Source organism: Sphingomonas sp. (assembly GCF_050725575.1).
Taxonomy (GTDB): Bacteria; Pseudomonadota; Alphaproteobacteria; order Sphingomonadales; family Sphingomonadaceae; genus Sphingomonas.
The window spans coordinates 60,813-79,380 of record NZ_JBOHHW010000018.1 but is presented as its reverse complement, the minus strand read 5'-3'; the positions used below and the strand labels follow the sequence as shown (position 1 = coordinate 79,380).

Annotated in this window: 18 protein-coding genes and 2 riboswitches; of the genes, 12 read left to right on the top strand and 6 right to left on the bottom strand. The window is 64.3% G+C overall.

The window, feature by feature from the left end:
* Window positions 1–557, bottom strand: a 557-nt coding sequence (gene ispH, locus ACRECS_RS14005; RefSeq protein ID WP_431583567.1) for a 4-hydroxy-3-methylbut-2-enyl diphosphate reductase, incomplete at its 3' end; no start/stop codon positions are given.
* A 112-nt stretch (window positions 558–669) separates the two neighbouring features.
* On the opposite strand from ispH, the gene ACRECS_RS14000 reads away from it, so the two are divergent.
* Window positions 670–1,323, top strand: coding sequence for a hypothetical protein (locus ACRECS_RS14000; RefSeq protein ID WP_431583566.1), 654 nt, complete (start codon window positions 670–672; stop codon window positions 1,321–1,323).
* Window positions 1,324–1,345: 22 nt separating this feature from the next.
* Here ACRECS_RS14000 and ACRECS_RS13995 read toward each other — a convergent pair whose 3' ends face one another.
* On the bottom strand, window positions 1,346–2,281 hold the full coding sequence (locus ACRECS_RS13995) for a LysR substrate-binding domain-containing protein (protein ID WP_431583565.1): 936 nt from the start codon (window positions 2,279–2,281) through the stop codon (window positions 1,346–1,348).
* Between the two features lie 128 nt (window positions 2,282–2,409).
* On the opposite strand from ACRECS_RS13995, the gene ACRECS_RS13990 reads away from it, so the two are divergent.
* From ACRECS_RS13990 to ACRECS_RS13950, 9 genes are all read left to right on the top strand, one after another.
* A complete protein-coding gene (locus ACRECS_RS13990; protein WP_431583564.1) occupies window positions 2,410–4,677 on the top strand; it encodes a TonB-dependent receptor plug domain-containing protein in 2,268 nt (755 codons plus the stop codon).
* Between the two features lie 11 nt (window positions 4,678–4,688).
* Window positions 4,689–5,609, top strand: a complete 921-nt coding sequence (locus ACRECS_RS13985) for a S1/P1 nuclease (protein ID WP_431583563.1) — start codon at window positions 4,689–4,691, stop codon at window positions 5,607–5,609.
* Window positions 5,610–5,687: 78 nt separating this feature from the next.
* Window positions 5,688–5,776, top strand: a riboswitch (glycine riboswitch).
* A riboswitch (glycine riboswitch) is annotated at window positions 5,777–5,889 on the top strand.
* A gap of 57 nt (window positions 5,890–5,946) precedes the next feature.
* Window positions 5,947–7,113, top strand: coding sequence for a glycine cleavage system aminomethyltransferase GcvT (gcvT, locus tag ACRECS_RS13980; protein WP_431583562.1), 1,167 nt, complete (start codon window positions 5,947–5,949; stop codon window positions 7,111–7,113).
* Window position 7,114: 1 nt separating this feature from the next.
* Complete coding sequence (gene gcvH / locus ACRECS_RS13975; protein WP_187760317.1) at window positions 7,115–7,486, top strand: glycine cleavage system protein GcvH; 372 nt, start codon at window positions 7,115–7,117, stop codon at window positions 7,484–7,486.
* 129 nt (window positions 7,487–7,615) lie between these two features.
* Window positions 7,616–8,974, top strand: coding sequence for an aminomethyl-transferring glycine dehydrogenase subunit GcvPA (gcvPA, locus tag ACRECS_RS13970; RefSeq protein ID WP_431583561.1), 1,359 nt, complete (start codon window positions 7,616–7,618; stop codon window positions 8,972–8,974).
* Window positions 8,971–10,539, top strand: a complete 1,569-nt coding sequence (gene gcvPB, locus ACRECS_RS13965) for an aminomethyl-transferring glycine dehydrogenase subunit GcvPB (RefSeq protein WP_431583560.1) — start codon at window positions 8,971–8,973, stop codon at window positions 10,537–10,539. The genes gcvPA and gcvPB overlap by 4 nt, the downstream gene beginning before the upstream one ends.
* Entirely contained in the window at window positions 10,539–10,766 is a 228-nt protein-coding gene (locus ACRECS_RS13960; protein ID WP_431583559.1) for a hypothetical protein, read from the top strand. Before gcvPB ends, ACRECS_RS13960 begins: the two co-directional genes overlap by 1 nt.
* Window positions 10,767–10,786: 20 nt before the next feature.
* Window positions 10,787–11,308 (top strand): CcdC protein domain-containing protein, encoded by a 522-nt coding sequence (locus ACRECS_RS13955; RefSeq protein ID WP_431583558.1) that lies wholly within the window; start codon window positions 10,787–10,789, stop codon window positions 11,306–11,308.
* Between the two features lie 350 nt (window positions 11,309–11,658).
* Window positions 11,659–12,306 (top strand): DUF938 domain-containing protein, encoded by a 648-nt coding sequence (locus ACRECS_RS13950; RefSeq protein WP_431583557.1) that lies wholly within the window; start codon window positions 11,659–11,661, stop codon window positions 12,304–12,306.
* A 39-nt stretch (window positions 12,307–12,345) separates the two neighbouring features.
* Here ACRECS_RS13950 and ACRECS_RS13945 read toward each other — a convergent pair whose 3' ends face one another.
* From ACRECS_RS13945 to ACRECS_RS13935, 3 genes are all read right to left on the bottom strand, one after another.
* Window positions 12,346–13,536: a serine hydrolase domain-containing protein gene (locus tag ACRECS_RS13945; RefSeq protein WP_431583556.1), complete on the bottom strand. Its 1,191-nt coding sequence runs from the start codon at window positions 13,534–13,536 to the stop codon at window positions 12,346–12,348.
* A gap of 127 nt (window positions 13,537–13,663) precedes the next feature.
* Window positions 13,664–14,563, bottom strand: coding sequence for a DMT family transporter (locus ACRECS_RS13940; RefSeq protein WP_431583555.1), 900 nt, complete (start codon window positions 14,561–14,563; stop codon window positions 13,664–13,666).
* 57 nt (window positions 14,564–14,620) lie between these two features.
* Window positions 14,621–15,400, bottom strand: coding sequence for a hypothetical protein (locus ACRECS_RS13935; protein ID WP_431583554.1), 780 nt, complete (start codon window positions 15,398–15,400; stop codon window positions 14,621–14,623).
* Between the two features lie 110 nt (window positions 15,401–15,510).
* Here ACRECS_RS13935 and proS point away from each other — a divergent pair, with 110 nt between their 5' ends.
* Window positions 15,511–17,046 (top strand): proline--tRNA ligase, encoded by a 1,536-nt coding sequence (proS, locus tag ACRECS_RS13930; protein ID WP_431583553.1) that lies wholly within the window; start codon window positions 15,511–15,513, stop codon window positions 17,044–17,046.
* A 316-nt stretch (window positions 17,047–17,362) separates the two neighbouring features.
* Complete coding sequence (locus tag ACRECS_RS13925; RefSeq protein ID WP_431583552.1) at window positions 17,363–17,599, top strand: hypothetical protein; 237 nt, start codon at window positions 17,363–17,365, stop codon at window positions 17,597–17,599.
* Between the two features lie 25 nt (window positions 17,600–17,624).
* On the opposite strand, the gene ACRECS_RS13920 is transcribed toward ACRECS_RS13925, so the two are convergent.
* Window positions 17,625–18,557 carry a rhodanese-related sulfurtransferase gene (locus ACRECS_RS13920; protein WP_431583551.1) on the bottom strand — a complete coding sequence of 311 codons (933 nt, stop codon included), beginning with the start codon at window positions 18,555–18,557 and terminating at the stop codon, window positions 17,625–17,627.
* Window positions 18,558–18,568 lie beyond the last annotated feature (11 nt).

Here is an 18,568-nt window from a genome sequence, read left to right as displayed (position 1 = left end):
GTCGCGACGACATCGGCCGTGTCGTCGACCGACAAGGTGGTCTGGGTCAGGAAGGCAATGTTGGTCGGATCATCCGGCATGAACGCCTCGGCATCGGCGACATCCTCGATCAGCGTCATCGCGCCTTCCGGCACCTGGCCGAAGGTGCCGATCACCTCGGGGTGGCCGGTATGGCCGATGAAAACGATGTGCCGCCCCGCCGCGACGAGCCGCTCCGCCTGGCGGTGGACCTTCGACACCAGCGGGCAGGTCGCGTCGAGATAGGTCAGGCCACGATCCTGTGCGGCCGCGGGTACCGATTTGGGAACGCCGTGCGCGGAAAAGACCACAGGCACACCTGTGGGGACGGCATCCAGTTCCTCGACGAACACCGCGCCCTTGGCGCGCAATGTATCGACGACATATTTGTTATGAACGATCTCGTGTCGGACATAGACCGGCGCGCCGTGCTTCTCGAGCGCGAGTTCGACGATACGGATCGCGCGGTCGACGCCGGCGCAGAAACCGCGCGGTGCTGCGATCAGCAATTGCAGGGCGGGCTTTTCCGGAATGCTCATGTCATGCGGCTCTACGCGATTGCTTGCGCCTGCGAAAGCCGGTTCCTATGGTGGTTGTCGAACCGGGTCCGGCGTGCAAGCGCCAGGGCCCCATACTTGTGATAAGGTGCGTATGCCCGTGACAGCCTCGAAAATCGTCCTTCCCGTCATTGCGCTACTGCTGGTCAGCGGCTGCGCCAAAAAGGGCGATATCGACCTGTCGGGCGGCGTTGGCATCACTGCGGTTCGCTCGGCGTGCCCGACGGTCGGCATTCCGGCCTCGACCGGCGACATCACAATCTTCGATCCGCCAGCAAGCCGCGAGGCCTCGGCGATCGATGTGACCGCATCGATGACCAATGTGCGCTCGACCTGCGCCGATGCGACCAATGACATCGTCACCAGCGTGACCTTCGAGGTTCGCGCCAGCCGCGTTCGCGCCGATGCCGCGCGGGACGTGACGTTGCCTTACTTCATTACCGTCGTGCGCGGCGGGAGTGCGGTCGTCGCCAAGCGGATCGGGCGCGTGAACCTGCATTTCGACGCCGGCCAGACGCGTGCCTCGACCAGTGGCCAGGCAAGCTCGATCATCGCGCGCAGTGCGGCAACGCTGCCCGACGAAGTGAAGGCGAAGCTGACCCAGAAGCGCAAGGCCGGCGACAGCGACGCCGCGGTTGATCCGCTGACCGCGCCGGAGATTCGCCAGGCAGTGCAGCGCGCGACCTTCGAGGCGTTGGTCGGCTTCCAGCTGACCGACGATCAGTTGAAGTATAACGCCACGCGCTAATCGCGTTGCGGGGACTTGGTTATCAGGAGCAGACTTCCGCCTCATACCAGCGGTCATATCGCCTGAGTGACGCCTGCGCTTCAGTTCTGAGCCAGCTCAGCAGAGCCTGGACACCGCGACGCAAGCGCACGTCCTTGTTGGCATAATGCAGGCAATAGGATTGGTCGGTGGGCAGCCGCATGCGGGTGAACGCGACCAGCCGCCGATCGGCGAGAAAACGCTCCGCGACCATCGGAGTCGCGAGTGCGACGCCGAGACCGGATGCGGCCGCCTCATTCTTGAGTTGATTGGTGTCGTAGCGCGCGGTGACCTCCGGTGGTGGGCCGCGATAGCCGGCCTTGCGCAGCCAAAGTCGCCAGAGACCGGCATTCGCCCGCACTTCGATCAGTGGTTGTTCCGCGAGATCGTCGGGCGTCCGAGGTGGCGAGCGGTCGTCGAACAGCCGCGGCGCAGCAACCGGAACCGCATCGAGGTTCGCGATCACGTCGGCCAGCGGCGCCTTTTCCGGAGTGGGTCCGCCCCATAGCGCCACGTCCACCGCCTGTGAGCGCAGGCTTTCCGGGTCGCGCGACACGGTCAGCTCAAGCGCGATGCCGGTTTCAGACAATAGTTTCGGGAGGCGCGGCATCAGCCATTCGGCCGCCATCGAATGCGACGTCGCCATGCGTAACGCTCCGCCGTCGCCACCGACCTGGCGCAACGAGTTCGTCGCTTGCAGGATCGCCTCGATCGCAGGGTCGACATTCACCAGATAGTGCTCTCCGTCCGTGCTGAGGATCGCCGCCGCGCCGGAGCGCTCAAAGAGCTGCCGGCCGGTGAAGCGCTCGAGCAACTGAATGCGCCGGGAGAAAGCTGATGGGCTCAGCGCAAGTGACGTGGCGGCAGCGCGAAAGCTGCGCGACCGGGCTGCGGTGAGGAATGCCTCAACGGCTTCCAAAGGGGGCATCTGGCGCAGCATGCATCTCGCATAGCAGTGCTGCGTGACGGTTCCGTTGCGTAGCGCGCAACACAGTGTGCGGCTTTGTGCGATACCGGTGCCGATCGCCCGGCGCTTATGGACCGCCCCGAAAATTCGGGGGATCGACCATGCGCATAAAGCTCGCCATCATACTGTTTGCCGTATCGGCGGCATCGCCGGCGCTTGCCCAGAAAACGGAAGAACCCGGCGACATTCTCGTCGTCGGCAGCCGTGCTCCCGGCCGGTTGGTCGAGGAGTCGCCGTCGCCGGTCGACGTGTTCGACAGCGACGACCTTCAGGCACGGGGCCTGACCGACCTCAACCGCACGCTCCAATATCTCGCGCCCTCGTTCAACTATCCGCGCACGGCAACCGGCCCGTCGGGTGCCAATACGCGCGCCGCGACGCTGCGCGGACTGGCGCCCGACCAAGTGCTGGTGCTGGTCAACGGCAAGCGCTGGCATTTGTCATCGGTGCTCAATTTCAACAATGTCGTCGGGCGCGGATCGGTGCCGGTCGATCTCGGCACGATCCCGGTCTCGGCGATCGAGCGGATCGAGATTCTGCGTGATGGCGCCGCGGCGCAATATGGCTCTGACGCCATTGCCGGAGTGATCAACATTACGTTGCGCTCTTCCGCGAAAGGCGGCTTTGCCAGCGTCCAGTCCGGCATCACCGAGAAGGGCGACGGCAGGACGCTGGTTGCCGCGCTCAACCACGGCTTTGCGATCGGGGATGGCGCGCTCAACCTCACCGCCGAACTGCGCGACCGCGGTGCGACCAACCGCGCGGGAGTGGACAGCCGCTATGGCCGCATCACCAGCGAGCAGGGAGATCCGAAATCGCTCGACCTGAATCTGGCCGGCAGCTTCCGCCTGCCGGTTGGTGGGTTGGAGCTCTATGCTCAGGGCATTTATGACCATCGCCGCTCGACCAGCCCGGCACAATATCGCGCGCCGACCATTGCCCCGACCTTCTATCCGCAGGGATTCGTGCCGCATATCCGCGTCGATCTCGACGATGCCGGCGGTTCGCTTGGCGTCTCGGGTGACCTCGGGGCATGGCGGTTCGATCTCAGTGACACGGTCGGTTTGAACGATACGACCTTCAATGTGTTCGACACGGTCAACACCTCGCTGGGCATAGCCAGCCCGCGCGCCTTTGCAGGAGGCGGCGCGCGCTATTTCCAGAACGTCGCCAATCTCGACATCAGCCGGAAGATCGATCTTGCTGCCGGGCTCAACCTGGCGGCCGGCGCAGAGCATCGCTACGAGACGTTCAAGCTGCGTCGTGGTGAACCGGGATCCTATACCGGCGCGAGCGCGCAGGGCTTTCCTGGTTACAATCCGCCGATCCCGGTCGATGCGAGCCGCCACGCCTGGAGCTTCTACGCCGATGCCGAGCTGAGTCCGATCCGGGGCCTGAACCTGGGGGCTGCGGTTCGCCACGAACGCTATAGCGACTTCGGCAACGCGACCACCGGCAAGCTGAGCGTCTTCTACAAACCGGTGGAGGTGATCGCGTTCCGCGCCACTGCCTCGACCGGGTTTCGTGCGCCGTCGCTGCAGCAGCAATATTTCAGCACCGTCACCAGCCAGTCGAGCGGTGGCGTGCTGGTCAATATCGGCACCTTCGCCGTCTCGGACCCGGTGGCGATCGCGCTCGGCGCCGCGCCGCTGCGCGAGGAGCGGTCACGCAATTTGAGCGGCGGGCTGGTGCTCAAACCGTTCGGAGGCTTCGTCCTGTCGGCCGACGTCTTCCATATCGAGATCGACGACCGCATTGCGCTGAGCGAGACGCTGAATGGTGCAGCGGTCACGGCGATCCTCAAAGCGGTGGGCATCACCAATGCCTCACAGGCGCGCTTCTTCACCAACGCGCTCGACACCACGACCAGGGGGTATGAGATCACCGCCGACTGGACCCAGCGCTTCGGTGCCATCCGCGCCAACATCACCGCCAGCTATGCCCATATCGAAACCCGGGTGGACCGGCTGGCAGTCAATCGCGTGCTCCCGTCGCTGCCGCTGCTTGGCGGTCCCGCACTGCAATTGCTCACCGTCGCGCAGCCCGAGGAGAAGCTGACGCTTGCCGCACGGATCGATGCGGGCGATTTCAGCCTTGGCGCCGATGTGGTGCGGTTCGGCGCGTTCACCACCACCTCAGTGCTGACCCCGCAGACCTATGGCGCGGTGACGTCGATCGACCTGACCGCCGAGCTCAAGGTCGCCGAGCGTTTCCGCTTCGGCATCGGCATTCTCAACCTGACCGACGCCTATCCCGACAAGACAGTGGATCGGGCGCTGACTCAGGGGGGTGGACTGCTCTACCCCGAGGTCGGCGCGATCGGCACCAATGGCCGCGAGGTCTTCGCGCACGTGACATTCAGCTTCTGAAAGGGCCCGGGATGAGATCGCTGCTTGCATCGCTGATGATCGTTGCTGTCGTTGCACCCATGCCCGCCAATGCATGGAGCCGACCGGGGCACATGGTGGCCGCCGCCATCGCCTATGACGAACTGATGCGTGACGACCCGGCGGTGGTCGCGGAGATGCTGCGGTTGCTCGCTGCACATCCCGATCCCGGCCCGTTCCAGGTCGCGATCGACCGGACCGAAGGGGCCGAGCGCGACGGGCGGCTGTTCCTGGAAATGGCACGCTGGCCCGACGATGTGCGCGGCGGTCCGGACGACCATCCGACCTGGCATTACCGGCTATACGTGGTGGGCAAGGACGACGGGATCATCACGAAAGGATCGGGCGTGGAAGCGCTGGCGCTCAACCTCTCGGTCGCTCGTGATCCACGCGCACCGGCTGCCGATCGTGCAGTTGCGCTGTGCTGGATCCTTCATGTCGTCGCCGATCTGCATCAACCGCTGCACAGCGCCGAGCGGGTCGCACCCGACTGGCCGCAGGGCGACGAAGGCGGATCGAAGGTGTTCGTGCGCTATTCGGTGAGCGGGAAGCCGGTGTCGCTCCACTGGTTCTGGGACGATTCGGTCAGTCGTGACGGCTCCGCTGCAGCCGCCTTTGCGCGGGCGCGGGATCTAGAGGTGCGCTTTCCCCGTGCGCGGTTTGCCGAGGCGCTGTTGCATCCGGTCGCGGCACCCGATGCGAGCGAGCGCTGGCTAGCCGAGAGCTATGCGCTCGCGGTGTCGGTGGCTTATCGTGCCGATGCGCCGCATGCGACATCGGCGGCGACCGCGCGGCCGGCCGCGCCGGGCTATACCGAGGCGGTCGCCCAGGTGTCGGAGCAGCGAGTCGCCCTGGCTGGCTATCGCCTGGCCGACCTGTTGAGGACGGTGTTTGCCGCTCGGCCAGCGAATTGATGCGCGGCGCGCTCAAGGAGCGTTGACTCGGTTGCTGCACCGCGCCACACCGCAGTCGTCGATGCCGGGCAACCGGCATGGGCACGCGCGGGAGAGAGCCTTTCAATAGGCCGCCGAAGGAGCAACCGCCCCGGAATCTCTCAGGCAAACGGGACCGCGCGCGCCGATCGACACTCTGGAAAGCGGCTTGGCGGCGTTCGCCCGGCCCACCGAAGGGGTAAGCCGCGTCGCCACAAGGCGACCGGTCAAAGCTCTCAGGTTCCGTGACAGAGGGGGCGGCGGATTGCGGCGCAGATCGGCGCTGTGGCGCGCCGTGAACCTTTGACGGAGATTCTGTATGAGCAATCAGCCGGACGGCCCAGGGAATGACGGTCCCGAAATCGAGACCCTGACGCTCCCGCTCGATGCGTGGCATCGTGATCGCGGCGCGCGCATGGTCGAGTTCGCCGGCTATCATATGCCGATCCAATATAATGGCATCATGGCCGAGCATCTCTGGGTACGCGAGAATGCGGGTCTGTTCGACGTGTCGCATATGGGGCAGCTCCTCTTCACTGGCGAAGGCGCCGATGCAGCGCTTGAGGCAGTGCTGCCGGGCGATGTGAAGGGGCTGGGCGCATCGCGTATGCGCTATTCGCTGCTGCTCGCCGAGAATGGCGGCATCCTTGACGACCTGATGGTCACGCGCCTGCCGGCGGGTAACAGCTTTGATGCTGATGGCCTGTACATGGTGGTCAATGGCGCGACCAAGTTCGACGATATCGCCTATCTGCTCGACCATCTCCCCGACGACATCACCATCAACCTGCTCGAAGACCAGGCGCTGCTTGCGCTGCAAGGGCCCAAGGCAGTCGACGTGCTCAGCCGCCTCGTGCCGGGCGTCGAGGCGCTGGTGTTCATGACCTGCGCCGGGTTCGACTGGAACGGCACGCCGCTTTGGATCAGCCGCTCGGGTTATACCGGGGAAGACGGTTTCGAGATTTCGGTCCCGTCCGAGGCCGCCGTTGCACTGGCCGAGGCGCTGACTGCCGAGCCGGAGGTCAAGCCGATCGGTTTGGGCGCGCGCGATTCGCTGCGGCTCGAGGCCGGCTTGCCGCTTTACGGTCACGACCTCGATGCCGAAACCACACCGGTAATGGCCGATCTCGGCTTCGCACTGTCCAAGCGCCGCCGCGAGGAAGGCGGCTTCAAGGGCTATGACCGGATCATGGCCGAACGCGAGCAGGGCGCGATCGTCAAGCGCGTCGGGCTGAGCGTCGAAGGCCGCCAGCCGGTCCGCGAAGGAGCTGCCGTGGTCGACGCCGAAGGGTCCGAAGTCGGCAAGGTCACCAGCGGCGGCTTCGCCCCCAGCGTCGGGGCACCGATCGCCATGGCCTATGTGCCGACGGCACTGGCCGAACCGGGCACGACCATTCAGATTGCGCAACGCGGCAAGGTCCATCAGGCGACCGTCACCGCAATGCCCTTTATCCCCCACCGCTACGTCCGCACAGGAGGCAAGTGAGATGAGCCGTTATTTTACCGAAGATCATGAATGGATCGATGTCGATGGTGACATCGGCACTGTCGGGATCAGCGATTATGCGCAGAGCCAGCTCGGCGATATCGTGTTCGTCGATGTGCCCGAAGAGGGCAAGGAACTGACCAAAGGCGATGAGGCTGCAGTGGTCGAGTCGGTCAAGGCGGCATCCGACGTCTATGCGCCGGCCAGTGGCACGGTGCTCGAGGGCAATGACGACCTCGCCGACACGCCCGGCCTGGTCAACGAGGATCCCGAGGGCGATGGCTGGTTCTACAAGATCACGCTGTCGGACCCGAGCGAGCTCGAGAGCCTGATGGATGAGACCGCCTACGCGGCGTTCGTCGCGAAGCTTTGATCTGATCTTCCCCCTCCCGCTTGCGGGTGGGGTAGGGGTGAGCTCGCGCTCTCCCCTGACGTTTCGCCCGGATTGGCCGGGCGCCCACCCCTCGGTCCCCTCCTGCAAGCGGGAGGGGAGGAGTTGCCAATGCGCTATCTTCCCCTGACTCAGTCCGACCGCGAGGCGATGCTCGCCGTGATCGGTGCCGCCTCGATCGACGAGCTGTTTGTCGATGTGCCCGGCGTCGCCCAGCTCGACGGCCCGATCCGTGGCCTGCCGCTTCATGCGAGCGAACTCGCGGTCGAGCGGCACATGACCGCGCTCGCACGCAAGAATGTCGCAGCGGGGGACGGGCCCTTCTTCCTCGGCTGCGGTGCGTACAAGCATCATGTGCCGGCCTCGGTCGATCATCTGATCCAGCGTGGCGAGTTCCTGACCGCCTATACGCCGTATCAGCCCGAGATCGCGCAGGGTACGCTGCAGATGCTGTTCGAGTTCCAGACTCAGGTCGCGCGGCTACTCGGTACTGACGTTGCCAATGCATCGATGTACGACGGCTCGACCGCCTGCTGGGAAGCGATCGTGATGGCGAGGCGGATCACCAAGCGCGGCAAGGCACTGCTCTCATCCGGCCTGCACCCGCATTATGTCTCGGTCGCGAAGACGATGGCGAAGTTCACCGGCGATGTGCTCGACACCTCGGCGCCGACCCTGACCGCCGAGAGCGATATCGACCGGCTGATCGCCTCGATCGATGGCGACACCTCCTGCGTCGTGGTGCAATATCCCGACATCCTCGGCCGCATCGCCGACCTGTCGGCGCTGGCCGATGCGTGTCACGCGAAGAAGGCGCTGCTGATCGCGGTGGTGACCGAGCCGGTCGCGCTCGGCGCGATCAAGTCGCCGGGCGAGATGGATGCCGACATCGTCGTTGGCGAAGGCCAGTCGATCGGTGTCGGGCTGCAGTTCGGCGGTCCCTATGTCGGCCTGTTCGGCTGCAAGGAAAAATATGTGCGCCAGATGCCGGGACGGTTGTGCGGTGAGACGCTCGATGCCGATGGCCGGCGCGGCTTCGTGCTGACGCTGTCGACCCGCGAGCAGCACATTCGGCGCGAAAAGGCGACCTCGAACATCTGCACCAATAGCGGCCTGTGCGCGCTGGCCTTCTCGATCCACATGACCTTGCTGGGCGAGGCCGGGCTTCGCGCACTGGCCGAGACCAACCATGCCGGCGCATCGGCGGCAGCGGACCGGCTGGCACAGATCCCGGGCGTCGAGCTGGTGACGCCGGCATTCTTCAACGAATTCACCATCAAGCTGCCAAGGGAGGCACGTCCGGTCGTCCGTACGCTCGCCGATCGCGGCATCCTCGCCGGCGTTTCGCTCGGGCGGCTCTATCCCGGCGAGGCCGATCTCGCCAACGGGCTGGTCGTTGCGGTGACCGAGACCACCACGGTGGAGGATGTCGAAGCCCTGGCGACCGCGCTGCAGGAGGTGCTGGCATGACGATCAACGCAAGCGGCTGGCGTCCCGAAGCGCCTGTAGCCGGCAACAGCGCGGCCCCGACCTTTACCGGCAACAAGGGACTGATGCTTGAAGAGGCGCTGATCTTCGAGATCGGCTCGACCGAAACGACTGGCGTCGAAGTGGCGCCGCCAGTCAAGGCGACCTCGCGCCTCGGCACGCTGGGTCGCGCCAAGCCGATCGGGCTTCCCGGCCTTGCCGAGCCCGAGGCGGTGCGCCATTATACGCGCCTGTCACGGCAGAATTACGCGATCGACCTCGGCCTCTTCCCGCTTGGGTCGTGCACCATGAAGCACAATCCGCGCCTCAACGAGAAGATGGCGCGGCTGCCCGGTTTTGCCGATGTCCATCCGCTCGCGCCGGTCGATACGGTACAGGGCGCGCTTGAGGTGATTCATCAGCTTGCGCACTGGCTAGTCACGCTGACCGGCATGCACTCGGTCGCGATGAGCCCCAAGGCGGGTGCGCATGGCGAGCTGTGCGGCATCCTCGCAATTCGCGCCGCGCTCGAAGCGCGGGGCGAGGGACATCGCAAGACCATTCTGGTGCCGGAAAGCGCGCATGGCACCAACCCGGCGACGGCCGCCTTTGCCGGCTATGCGGTCGAGGATATCCCGGCGACCGCCGAAGGCCGGGTCGATCTGGCGGCGCTGACCGCGCGGCTCGGGCCGGACGTGGCCGGGGTGATGATCACCAACCCCAATACCTGCGGCCTGTTCGAGCGCGACATGCGCGCGATCTCCGATGCGGTGCACGCGGCCGGCGGGCTGGTCTATTGCGACGGCGCCAATTTCAACGCGATCGTCGGGCGCGTCCGTCCGGGCGATCTTGGCATCGATGCGATGCACATCAACCTGCACAAGACCTTTTCCACCCCGCATGGCGGCGGCGGACCGGGTTCGGGGCCGGTGGTGTTTTCCCACGCGCTCAGCCCCTATGCGCCGCTGCCGTTCGTCGAACAAACCGCTGACGGCTTCCGCCTGGTCGAGGAGGAAACCGCTGATGAGCATCACGACCACAGCTTTGGCCGGATGGTCGCGTTCCAGGGCCAGATGGGCATGTTCACCCGTGCCTTGACCTATATCCTCAGTCACGGCGCCGACGGCTTGCGCCAGGTCGCCGAGGACGCGGTGCTCAACGCCAATTACGTCCTGCGCTCGCTCGATTCGACGCTCGATGCGCCGTTCGGGGCGTCGGGGCCGTGCATGCATGAGGCATTGTTCTCGGATTCGAATCTCGCCGAAGGCTTTTCGACGATCGACGTCGCCAAGGGCCTGATCGACGAAGGCTATCATCCGATGACGATGTACTTCCCGCTTGTCGTGCACGGCGCGATGCTGGTCGAACCAACCGAGACCGAGAGCAAGGCGGCGCTCGACCAGTTCATTGGCGCGCTGCGTTCGGTCGCGGAACGCGCCAAGGCAGGCGATGTCGCGCTGAAGTCAGCGCCGCACTTCGCACCGCGCAGCCGGCTCGACGAGACGCTGGCGGCGCGCAAACCGGTGCTGGTATGGAAGGATCCCGATCTGGCGGTGGCCGCCGAATAATGCCGAAAGGCTGCCTGGTCGGCCTTGGCTTTATCGGCGGCGTGGTCGCGGGCTATCTCGCCTGCGTCCTCGCCTATCTGTTCTGGACCGTGGTGCTTGGCGGATTCGACCGCGAGGGCGCCTGGGCGATGGGTGTTGCGTTCGGCATCGGCCCGTTCGTCGCATTGCTGTCGGGGATCGCGGCTGCGCTCTGGATCGGGCTGCGCAAGCGGCGTAGAGCGGAGTAGCAGCGTTCCCCGGGGGCAAGATGCAGGTTCAGACGGGCAATCCCAATCAGTTGATGACCTATGCGATCACTGGCGTGGTGGTCGCGATCATTCTGTTCTTTCGCATCCGCCGGATGAGCCGGGCGCGGCCGCTGAAGCTCGAACGGCTCTGGGTCATGCCGGCCATCTATCTGCTCTTCGCGATCTTCGTCCTGTGGCAGGTCCCGCCCGCCGGGGTAACCTGGCTCTATTGCGCAGCCGCGCTGCTGCTGGGCGCGGCACTGGGCTGGCAGCGCGGCAAGATGATGCGGATCAGCGTCGATCCCGAGACGCATGCGCTCAATCACCAACCATCGCCCGCTGCGATCCTGTTCATCGTCGCGCTGATTGCGATCCGCTTCGCTGTTCGCGAAGCGGCACAGATGGGCGGATCGACACTGCACATCAACACTTTGGTGGTGACCGATGTGCTGATCGCGATGGCGCTCGGTCTGTTCGCGGCGCAGCGGTTGGAAATGTATCTACGCGCTACGCGGCTGCTGCAGGCGGCGCGCGCCACCTAAATTCGGGCGAGCCGGGTCCTGTTTTTCCTGTTTTCAGCGCGATATTTTTCCGGCGCGATAACAGGTGAGAAATTGACATTTCCTCAGAAATTTCTGACCTGTTTTCAATATCTTGATGAACATCCACCTGTTAATGAGATAACAGGTGGATGAACAGGCGAAAACAGGTCCTGTTTTCGCCGGAACAGGCCGGGCTGTTCCCTTGATTTCATGATGAGAAAGAGCGGCCGGATCCCGAGCTGAGGTCCGATTCGCGCAATATGACCTGATCGAGGGCCATATTGAATCGGCTTCGCGCGGCTTTCATGGCAAGCTGATCACAGGACGAGACGTCGTCCAGCAAAGCGGGGATGTCAGTGACGCAAGAAGCCGATGCACAGCCCTGGATCGTGGCGGATGTCGATGTGGATGTGCGCAAGCATGCGCCGGCGACGCTGCGCAACCGCGAGGCGATCGCGGCGGTGCTGCGCGACGTGTTGCCGACGACCGGGCTGGTGCTGGAGATCGCAAGCGGATCGGGCGAGCATTGCGCTTATCTCGCCACCCTGTTCGATCATCTCGAATGGCAGCCGAGCGATCCGGATGCCGGCGGTCGCGCATCGATTGCTGCATGGTGCGATGGCCTGGCCAATGTCCGTCCGCCGGTCGATCTCGATGCCGCCGCACAGGACTGGCCGATTGCGCGTGCCGATGCGATCCTGTGCGCCAATATGGTGCATATCAGCCCATGGGAGGCGACGCTTGGCCTGCTGGATGGCGCGGGCCGCATCCTGCCGACGAACGGGCCACTGATCCTTTACGGACCCTATCGCCGCGACGGCCAAACGACTGCGCCGAGCAACGAGGCGTTCGACGAGTCGCTGAAGGCGCGCAATCCGGACTGGGGATTGCGCCGGATCGAAGATGTCGCGGCGGTCGCGCGGCGCCATGGCCTCATCCTTGGCGAGATCATCGAGATGCCCGCGAACAACTTGACGCTGGTCTTCCATCGGGATTGAATTCCGGCCCGAGCGAATGCTCAGGCCGGAATGCGTTTCTCAAGGATTCAGTGCGTCGAGGATCAGCGGCTGGAGCTGCTGTTCCAGCGTTACTGCCTTGGTCGAGCCGCTGAGCAGGACGCGAGTCGCGATCAGGCCGTAATAGCCATGCTCGCGGTCGATCCAGCCGAGCCAGCCATTGGCGCCGGGCGAGGAATTGATCTTCGCCGTGGCGCAGGGGCGAACCGGCTGGCCGGCGGGCGGGTTATCATCGCATTCGACAAATGACCCGATCGCATATTGCCAGGTGCCGAACCCGTCGCCGTCGCCCGGGACATAGGGCCGGGGCAGGCCGATGGTGCGTGCGCCGGTGAAATTGTCCATGTCGGTGATGAAGCTGGTGCCAAGGAATGCCTGGAGCATCTTGGCATAATCATAGGCGCTGGATTGCGCGCCGCCGGCGATCCAGGGATTGGCGGCGCTGGCCTTGGTATATTTGGTCTTGGTCATGCCGAGCGGGGTGGTGAGGTATTCCGCGAACAGGGTGTTGAAGCTCTTGTTGCCGGCCTTTTCGAGCATTGCCGCGGCGACCTGCATATGGTGCGGGCCATAGGAGAAAGCACTGCCCGGGGCGGTGTCGACGCCCTGATTATGGATCGTCTGGGCACAGCTTTGCAGCGTATAGAGCAGGCCGTTCGAGACGCAGCCACCCGCCAGCGGACCCGCGTTGAAGCCGGAGCGCATCGACATGAGATGATCGAGCGTCATGGTGCGCCGGCTGTCGCTGGGATTGGTGGTCCAGAAGGTCAGATATTGTTGCGGGTGGTCGCCGAGGCTGGCCTTGCCCGCCTGGACCATGCGCATCGCCATCGCCGCGAATAGCCATTTCGAGCCCGAGGCGAGGTCAGTCGCCGCATCGGGATCGAAATTGCCCTTGGTATGGACATGCAGGATGCCGTCGGCATTGCCGATGATTAGCGTCATGTTGGGGATGACCGACGCATCGACCGCGCCATCGACGGCGGCGAAATCGGCCGCGGTCAATATGCTTGCCGATGCTGCCTGCGCGGTGGTCTTCGGCGCCTGCGTGCCGGTTGACCTAGCAGCCGGTTGGGCAACGCCCGGTACGACTGTCAGCGCGGTTCTGTCCGAGCCTGTCGCGTTCGGGCCAAAGCCGCTCAGTGCCAGGGCACTCACCGCGCTCACCGCCGCACCGGCAGCGAGACAGCGCATTATCGTGCGTTTCGACATCTCCATCTCCTCGATTGCGCTCACCGGGCTCACGGGGCGCGAGTCGAGCGGCGCTGACAGCGAAGATAATTCAAAGCGAAAGAATTATCGATAATTCATATGCGCCATTATCGATAATTCATGCGGGTCAAATCTGCGGTACCGTTTCGGTGGTCAATTGCGTGCGGCGATGATGTTCGCGCCAGACAATATACATGCCGCTGAGGATGATGATCGGCGCACCGACCCAGGTCCATTTGCCCGGCAGCACGCCGAACAGCAGCCAGCCATAAGCCGTCGCCCATAACAGGCTGGAATAATCCATCGGCACGACGACCGAGACGGGGCCGAGCCGAAGCGCCGAGGTCATCGCCAGTTGCGCGGTGCCGCCGATCACGCCGACCGCGAGCAACATGATCCAAACGATCGCGACATGCGGCTGCATGACGAATGCGTAGACAATGCCGAGCGGAATGAGTGACAGAGTGGAGAACCAGAACACCGTGGTCATCGTGCCTTCGGTGCGTGAAATCTGGCGCAGCAGGATCGAGACGCTGGCGGTCAGCAGCGCTGCGGCCAGGCCGCTGATCGCGCCCCAAAGCGGGAAATGCCCGCCGCCGGGCTGGGCGACGATCAGCACACCGGCAAAGCCGGTCGCGACTGCGGCCCAACGGTGCCAGCCGGTCGGCTCGTGCAGGATCAGCGCGCCCAGGATCGTGGCGAAGATCGGCATGGTGAAGCCGAGCGTGGTCGATTCGGCGAGCGGCAGCATCAGGATCGCGGTGAACGTGCAGGCCATCGCGCTGAGGCCGAGCACGGCGCGCGCGATATGGGCGGGCAGGCGCTGCGTCGCGACCGATTTCAGCCCTGGCCCGGTGGCGATGATCACCACCAGCAGGATCGCCGCGCCGAATTGCCGGAAAAACAGGATTTCGCCGAGGGTCGCGCCGCGTGCTTCGGCCAGCTTGATGACAGCATTCATGCTGGCGAACAGCGCGGCGGACAGGAGCCGCATCGCGATGGCGGGAAGGATGCGGTCGGGCGGCATTCGCGCAGCGTTAGTCACCCGGCCGACCGGCGACAACCGCGCGCTTCGCGTAAATCCTTATCCGGAACGTGAGGCGAGGAAAGCGTAGAATTGATCGGCCTTTTCGCCGGGCAACCCGTCAACCGCTTTCAAAAAGGCGATGCCCAGTTCGCAGCGTTCGACGGGGCTCAGTCGTGCCATCGCACTTTGGTTCTCGTCGAAGAATGCTGCGACCTGGCTTTGCTTCAGACCATAGGCGATCATGCTGGCGGCGATTGTTCGCCCAGTTTGGTCGCTGGGTTGTTTGATCGCTCGCTTGACTGGATTGTCCCGGCCGGCTGCGGTTGTTTCCCACGTCGTTGTACGAAAATCGATCAGCACTTTTTGATCGACCGCCGGGGCCGTGGTGCGGAACGACCCCTTGCTGATATATTGGTCACATAGATTCACATCGGCAGTGCGAAGTGTTGCGGCTACTTTGATCTCAGCTTGTCGATACGCTTCGAATGCGGCGTGCGGTGCCTGAATGATCTCCTTACGGTGGCGTCGGCCTGCATCGATCAGATAGGTAAGCATCGCCTCTTCAACCTCGGACGGCGATGCCCCCGCTTTGCTCCGCTGTAACATGTCCCGGGTCAGGCCATTGAATTCTTCAGGATAAGTCCGCTTGATGGTGGCGAACAATTGCCCGGTCTTTGGGTCGTCGAGCAGGGTGTTCTCGATCGTTGCGGCTGTCAGGGGCGGCTGTCCCCCGATCGTGGAGAGCGGCATCAGCACGCAGCGACCGAGCACCAGCACGGCGACGACCACACCGACCCAGGCCGAGTTTCCCTTATAGCCGCCTTCGCGATACCCCATTTCCGATCTCCCCCGAGGTGGTTGTTCGGATATGGCGTGAAGCTTTGCAAGCCATCAAACCGCGCGCACGGGCTTTGCTCGCAAACTCATTGCCGCTAGAGCGCCCGACCATGATCAAGCATGCACTCCCCGTCACCCGCGAGGCGGATTTTTCCGCCTGGTACCAGTCCGTCATTGCGGAAGCCGATCTCGCCGAGGAATCGGGCGTGCGCGGCTGCATGGTTATCCGGCCATGGGGCTATGGCATCTGGGAGCGGATCCAGCGGCTGCTCGATGACCGGATCAAGGCGACCGGCCATGAGAATTGTTATTTCCCGCTGTTCATTCCGCTGTCCTATTTCGAAAAGGAAGCCGAGCATGTCGAAGGCTTCGCCAAGGAAATGGCGGTGGTCACGCATCACCGGCTGATCTCCGACGGGAAGGGCGGGCTGACCCCGGATCCCAGCGCGAAACTGGAAGAGCCGCTGGTGGTGCGGCCGACATCGGAAACGGTGATCGGCACGGCGTTTGCGCGCTGGATTCAGTCGTGGCGCGACCTGCCGGTGCTGATCAACCAATGGGCGAACGTCGTGCGCTGGGAAATGCGCACGCGCATGTTCCTGCGCACCAGCGAGTTCCTCTGGCAGGAAGGGCATACCGCCCATGCCAGCGCTGCCGAAGCGCGCGAAGAGACGCTGAAGATGCTCGAAGTCTATCGCAGCTTCGCCGAAGATTGTCTCGCGCTGCCCGTCGTGGCGGGCGAGAAGCCGGAGAATGAGCGTTTCCCCGGCGCGGTCGCGACTTATTCGATCGAGGCGATGATGCAGGACGGCAAGGCACTGCAGGCCGGCACCAGCCATTTCCTCGGCACCAATTTCGCAAGCGCGCAGAATATCCGGTTTCAGAATGCCGCCGGCGAGTTGGAACTTGCCAACACGACAAGCTGGGGCGTCTCGACGCGGATGATCGGCGGCGTGATCATGGTGCATGGCGATGATGACGGCCTGCGGGTGCCGCCGCGCATCGCGCCGTGGCAAGTGGTGATCGTGCCGATGCTGCGCGATAACGACGAGGACGCTGCGCTGATCGACTATTGCAAGGCGCTACAGGCCGACCTCGCCAAATTGTCGGCGCTGGGCGAGCCGGTGCGTGCGCTGCTCGATCTCAAGCCCGCCAAAGCTGCGACCAAGCGCTGGGGCTGGGTCAAGAAGGGTGCGCCGGTCATTCTCGAGGTCGGCGGGCGCGATATGGCTGGCGGCAATGTCTCGATGATCTGCCGCGACCGGCTGTATCGCAATGACGGCAAGCTCAACGGCGCGGTCATTCCGCGGGATGAATTCGCCGCCGACGCACAGCGCATATTGGAAGACATGCAGCACGCGCTCCATGTCGAGGCGAAGGCGCGCCTGGAGGCGAATATCGCGCGCAACGTGACCGATTTCACCGGGATCGAGCGCGCCTTTGCCGAAGGCGTGAAGAATCCCGGCTGGGTCGAGGTGCAATGGTCGAAACCGACCGGGCCTGCGCTGGACAAGGTGGTCGAGCGGTTGAAGGCGCTGAAGCTCACCGTGCGCAACGTGCCGAACGATGCCGATGCCGCCAACGGGCCGTGTGTATTCACCGGTGATCCGGCGGTCGAGCGCGTGCTGGTTGGGCGCGCCTATTGAGGGGCTGGTTGCGGCGCGCGTAATGCACGGCGCAACATTCGCAGCGCGATGCGTAGGATCGCAGAATTACTCCCCGGTCGGCCATGCCTGGGTCGGCCGAGCCAGGCTTGTGACGCGGCTGGCGGGAGCAGCCGGTAGCCGGGCCCGCCGCTCGCGCGGCCTGTACCGTGCCCGGAACGACCGCGAATCGCCACATGCTGTCGCATATCGATAGGCCGAGGACCATTTTAGGAACAAAGCTCTATTACCTGTCCAATTCTTCCAATCCCCATACCACGCTTGCCGTTATGGCCTTTTTCGAGAAGGAGCGCGGATCATGCTTTGGAACAGGGCGAAATGTCTCGTCGGCAAGCATGAGCGCGCCGGGCGGCTGGCGCATTTCGATGGCGAGATATTCGTGTCGCAGTGCAAATATTGCGGCATCGGCATGGCCAAGGATTTCGAGCGTGGCTGGATCGCGGTCGACACGGGGTATGGCGCGAAAGGCGATCCGACCAATAGGGCATTGTTCCTTCCGGCCGATGCCGGCATGGGCGTCCCACGCGAAGAATAGGGTCGAGTGGCTCGGAATGCCCTGATCAGGACTTATCGTTCAGAACGGCGCCCACATGGGTTTCGCCCCGCGCTGCGGCGAGCAGCTCCTGCTTGTGCCGTTCGGCATAACCGGCGCGCCGTGCCGCATCGCGCGTAGCGTGGCAGGCAGGACAGCTCACTCCTTCGACATAGAACGGCGACTGGCGGTCACCGGGGCTGACCGGCATGCGGCAGCCATGGCATAATGCATGGGTGCCTATGCCGAGGCCATGCGTCACCGCGACGCGCTGATCGAAGACGAAGCATTCGCCCTCCCAGCGGCTGTCGGCGGCGGGCACTTCCTCGAGATATTTCAGGATGCCGCCGTCGAGGTGATAGACCTCATCAAGCCCCTCCGCCTTGAGGAAGGCGGTGGCCTTTTCGCAGCGAATACCGCCGGTACAGAACATCGCGACCTTGGGCTTTTCCGCGCCAGCCAGCAACGTCTCGCGGTTCGCGCGGAACCAGGCGGGGAACTCGCTGAACCTGTGCGTCTTGGGATCGACTGCGCCGGCGAAGCTTCCGATCGCGACTTCGTAGTCGTTGCGAGTGTCGATGACGATCGTGTCGGGCCGGTCGATCAGCGCGTTCCATTCGGTCGGTTTCACATAATGGCCGACATCGGCCAGCGGATCGATATCGGGCTCGCCCATCGTCACGATCTCGCGCTTGAGCCGGACCTTCATGCGGTGGAACGGCATGGTTTCGGCCTGGCTGTCCTTGACCTCCAGGTCGCCACAGCCGGGCAGGGTGCGGATATGCGCAAGCACCGCCTCGATCGCATCGGGCGTGCCGGCGATGGTGCCGTTGATCCCTTCACGGGCGAGCAGCAGCGTGCCCTTGACCGCGCCCGTTGTGCACAGGTCGAGCAGCGGCGCGCGCAACGCGGCCGGATCGGGGAAGCGGGCAAAGCGGTACAGGGCAGCGACTCGAATCATCGAAAACGTCA